This window comes from Kitasatospora sp. NPDC059088 (assembly GCF_042738155.1).
Classification (GTDB): domain Bacteria; phylum Actinomycetota; class Actinomycetes; order Streptomycetales; family Streptomycetaceae; genus Kitasatospora.
The window spans coordinates 1-3,205 of the sequence record NZ_JBHYGR010000273.1 but is presented as its reverse complement, the minus strand read 5'-3'; the positions used below and the strand labels follow the sequence as shown (position 1 = coordinate 3,205).

1 protein-coding gene is annotated in these 3,205 nt (G+C 71.3%); it reads right to left on the bottom strand.

Annotated features, from left to right (window positions below):
- Positions 1–132: 132 nt before the first annotated feature.
- Entirely contained in the window at positions 133–2,703 is a 2,571-nt protein-coding gene (locus tag ACFWXO_RS45190) for a collagenase (RefSeq protein ID WP_380533056.1), read from the bottom strand.
- Positions 2,704–3,205 lie beyond the last annotated feature (502 nt).

The window sequence follows — 3,205 nt, the reverse complement described above, 5'->3', positions numbered from 1 at the left end:
GGGGGGGGGGCCCCCCCCCCCCCCGTTGGACCCCCCCCCCGCGCCGGGGTGTCCCCCCCCCCCGCCCCCCCCCCGCGGGGCCCCCCCCGGGGGGGGGGGGCCGCCGCTGGGGCGGTTCGCCGAAGTACCGGCTCAGAACTGGGTGCTGACCGTCACCCCGCTGAAGTCGGTGGTGGCGTACAGGCTGACGTACCGGTAGCCGGCCGCCGGGTTGGTGACGGTCAGGCTCTGGGTGGTGCCCGGGTTGGTGGAGGCGGCCGTGTGGGCGCTGGGGGAGGCCCAGGTGTCGGCGTTGTAGTACAGGGCCGCCGTGCCGGTGCCGCCGGAGGTGGAGACCTTCAAGGTGCTGGTGCCGGCCGGCAGGTAGACGTAGAAGTAGTCCAGGTTCCCGGCGGTGCGGGCCTGGTTCGGCCGGGAGCAGTTCTGGCCGAGGGCGTCGGTGCGCGGGTCGGTGCAGGTCGGCAGGGTGGTGGTGCCGCCGGTGGTGACGGTGACCGAGGTCGGGGTGCTGGTGGACTTGCCGGCGCTGTCGGTCACGGTCAGGTTGACGGTGTAGGTGCCGGCGGCCGCGTAGGTGTGGACCGGGTTGCGGTCCTCGGAGCTGCTGCCGTCACCGAAGGTCCAGTGCCAGGAAGCAAGCGAGGCCTGGGAGTTGGTCTCCACGGACTTGTCGGTGAGGGTGACGGTGGCGCCGTTGACCGACTGGTCGAAGAGCGCGGTCGGGCCGTCCGCGTAGCAGGCGCCGGCGGCGCAGGCGTTCAGCCAGGTGTCGAAGTCGGCGTCGTAGGAGGTGCCGAGGCCGTTGTAGACGGCGTAGCCGCCCTGGTAGTCGCCGGTGCGGAAGTGGCCGAGCATGTTCTGGATGACGTCCGGGTGCTTCTCGACCATGTACCGCACGGCCAGGTAGCCCCACGGGTAGGTGCGCACCGTGTCCGAGTTGTCGTAGGTGTTCTGGAAGACGGTGCTCAGCTTGTACCGGTGCGTGGCGGCCTCGGCCATCGCCTGGGTGTCGGTGGTGCCGCGGTAGGTGTACGACTCGTACTCGGCGACGCCCTCGATCCACCAGATGTCCGGGACGGAGATCTCGGTGCCGAAGTTGCCCTTCATGTCGTAGATGTTGTCGAGGTAGTGGGTGTACTCGTGGTTGAGGTTCCACACGTTGGCCGGGAAGCCGTCGATGTAGGACTTCTTGTACATCACCGACACGGGCTTGTTGTTGGGGTCGGTGACGTCCATGACGGTCTGGCCGCCGTTGTCGGTGGAGTTGTTGTAGATCGCCCAGGAGTAGGTCAGGTAGTCGTCCCGGTTGGCGAAGACGGCGAGGGTGATGCTCTTGCCGTACTGGCCGGGTATCGGGCCGTCGTCCTTGACCAGGTTGTGGAAGAAGGTGTCCTCGCCGCGCAGGCTCGCGCAGACGGTGGCCAGCTCGGCGGGGGTGAGGTCCTCGGTGCGGATGGTGCGGTTGTCGCAGACGAGGGTGTTGGGCAGCACGGCGGCGGTGAGCTTGCCGGGGAGGTCGCAGGTGCCGTAGGTGGAGCACTGCGTGCTGTCGTACTGGTTGGCGTTGTACGCGGTGTACACGTACAGCGGGCCGGTGCTGCCGGTGACCGGGGTGCTGTCGAGGAGCTGCTTGACCAGCGGGCGGGTGAAGGCCGCGACGGAGCCGCCGTCGCCGGCGGTGCGGGCGAGGTCGTTGCCGGCGTTGACGTCGAGGAACTGGTTGGCGGTGCCGAGCAGGTCCTTGTGCTTCTGCGCGAAGTTCGCCAGCGCGGTGATCACGCTCGGGTCGGCGCCGATCGCGCTGACGTAGTCCGGGTTCCAGTTGGCCCGCCACAACGGCGCGTACAGCACGGCGTTGACGGCCTTCACCATCTTCGGGAAGGCGTTGTAGCCGTTGTCGTAGCCGTTCAGGACCTGCTGGTAGACCTTCAGGTACTGGCCCTGGATGTTGGCGCTGTCGGTGAGGACCAGCACCTCGTTGAGCACGGTGCCGTTGGCGTCGCTGACGTCCTTCCAGTGCGAGCCCGCGAAGAAGGCGTCGAGGCCGCCCTTGACGGCGCCGGTGAGCGAGGCGTCGTAGGGCCCGACGGTGCCCGCGTTGTTGGACTGGACGTAGTAGCCGGCCCGCAGGAAGAGCACCAGCTGCAGGAGGTTGGCGGAGTTGTCGCCGGAGTAGTTCGCGGCCTGGGCCTTGAAGGCGTTGGCGACGGCGAGCATCTGCGACTGCTTGAAGACGGCGGCCGCGTCGCTGCCGGTGACGTTGAACAGCGTGCTGACGCAGTCCGTGGTCGAGGCCTGGACGAAGGAGACCAGGCCGGCGCCGCTGCGGCTGCCGAAGTCCGAGGGCGCGCAGCCGGCCGCGGCGGGCGCCTGGGCGGTCAGCGCGTGCTGGGCCGCGGCGGCGGACTTCGACTGCGGGGCGGACCGGACGGCCGTGCCGGTCGGCTGGAGGGCCTGGCCGAGCTGGTCCGCCGGGAGCGGGGCGGCCGTGCGGCCGAGCTGCTCGGAGGAGGACGGGGCGGCCGTCTCGGCGCCGAACGGCTTCGGCGCGGTCGGGGCCCGGCCCGGGACCGCCGAGGTCGAGGCGGGGGCCGCGGCGGCGACCGGCGCCGGGGACGCGGCGAGGGCAGGGGTCGGGAGCAGGGTGGCGGGGCCGGCGAGAGCGGCGGCCACCAGGAGCGGAAGGGATTGGCGCAGACGCACTGCGGTGTCCTTGTCCTGAGGTGGGGGAGGTGACGCGGCGTCGGCCACGAGGCTGAGGGGGAGTTGACGTGTGACCTGTCACCGGAATCAGGGTCAGAACAATGTCACAGGTTATATGTCATCGCAAGGGTCCTCACAGGGCCTCGCGAACCGCCGCTGTCAGCCGTTCCACCGGCTCCTGTGCTTCGCGTCCGAAGCTCGGGTGCACGAATCAAAGTGACATGTCACACCCTATTGATTGTGGTGCGGCAACCGTGGCACGGTGCCAGGCGACGGCCTCGGCAGCAGCTGCCCGAGGCCCACCCCCACACCCCCCAGCAAGGAGTGACGATGCGTCACCGACTCCGGCTACCCCGTGCGCTCGCGGGGGGGGGGGGCGGCGCGCCCCCCCCCCCCCCCCCGCCCCCCCCCCCCCCCCCCCCCCCGCCCCCCCCCCCCCCCGCCCCCCCCCCCCCCCCGCCCCCACCCCCGGGGGGGGCCGGCCGCCCCCCCCCCCCGCCCC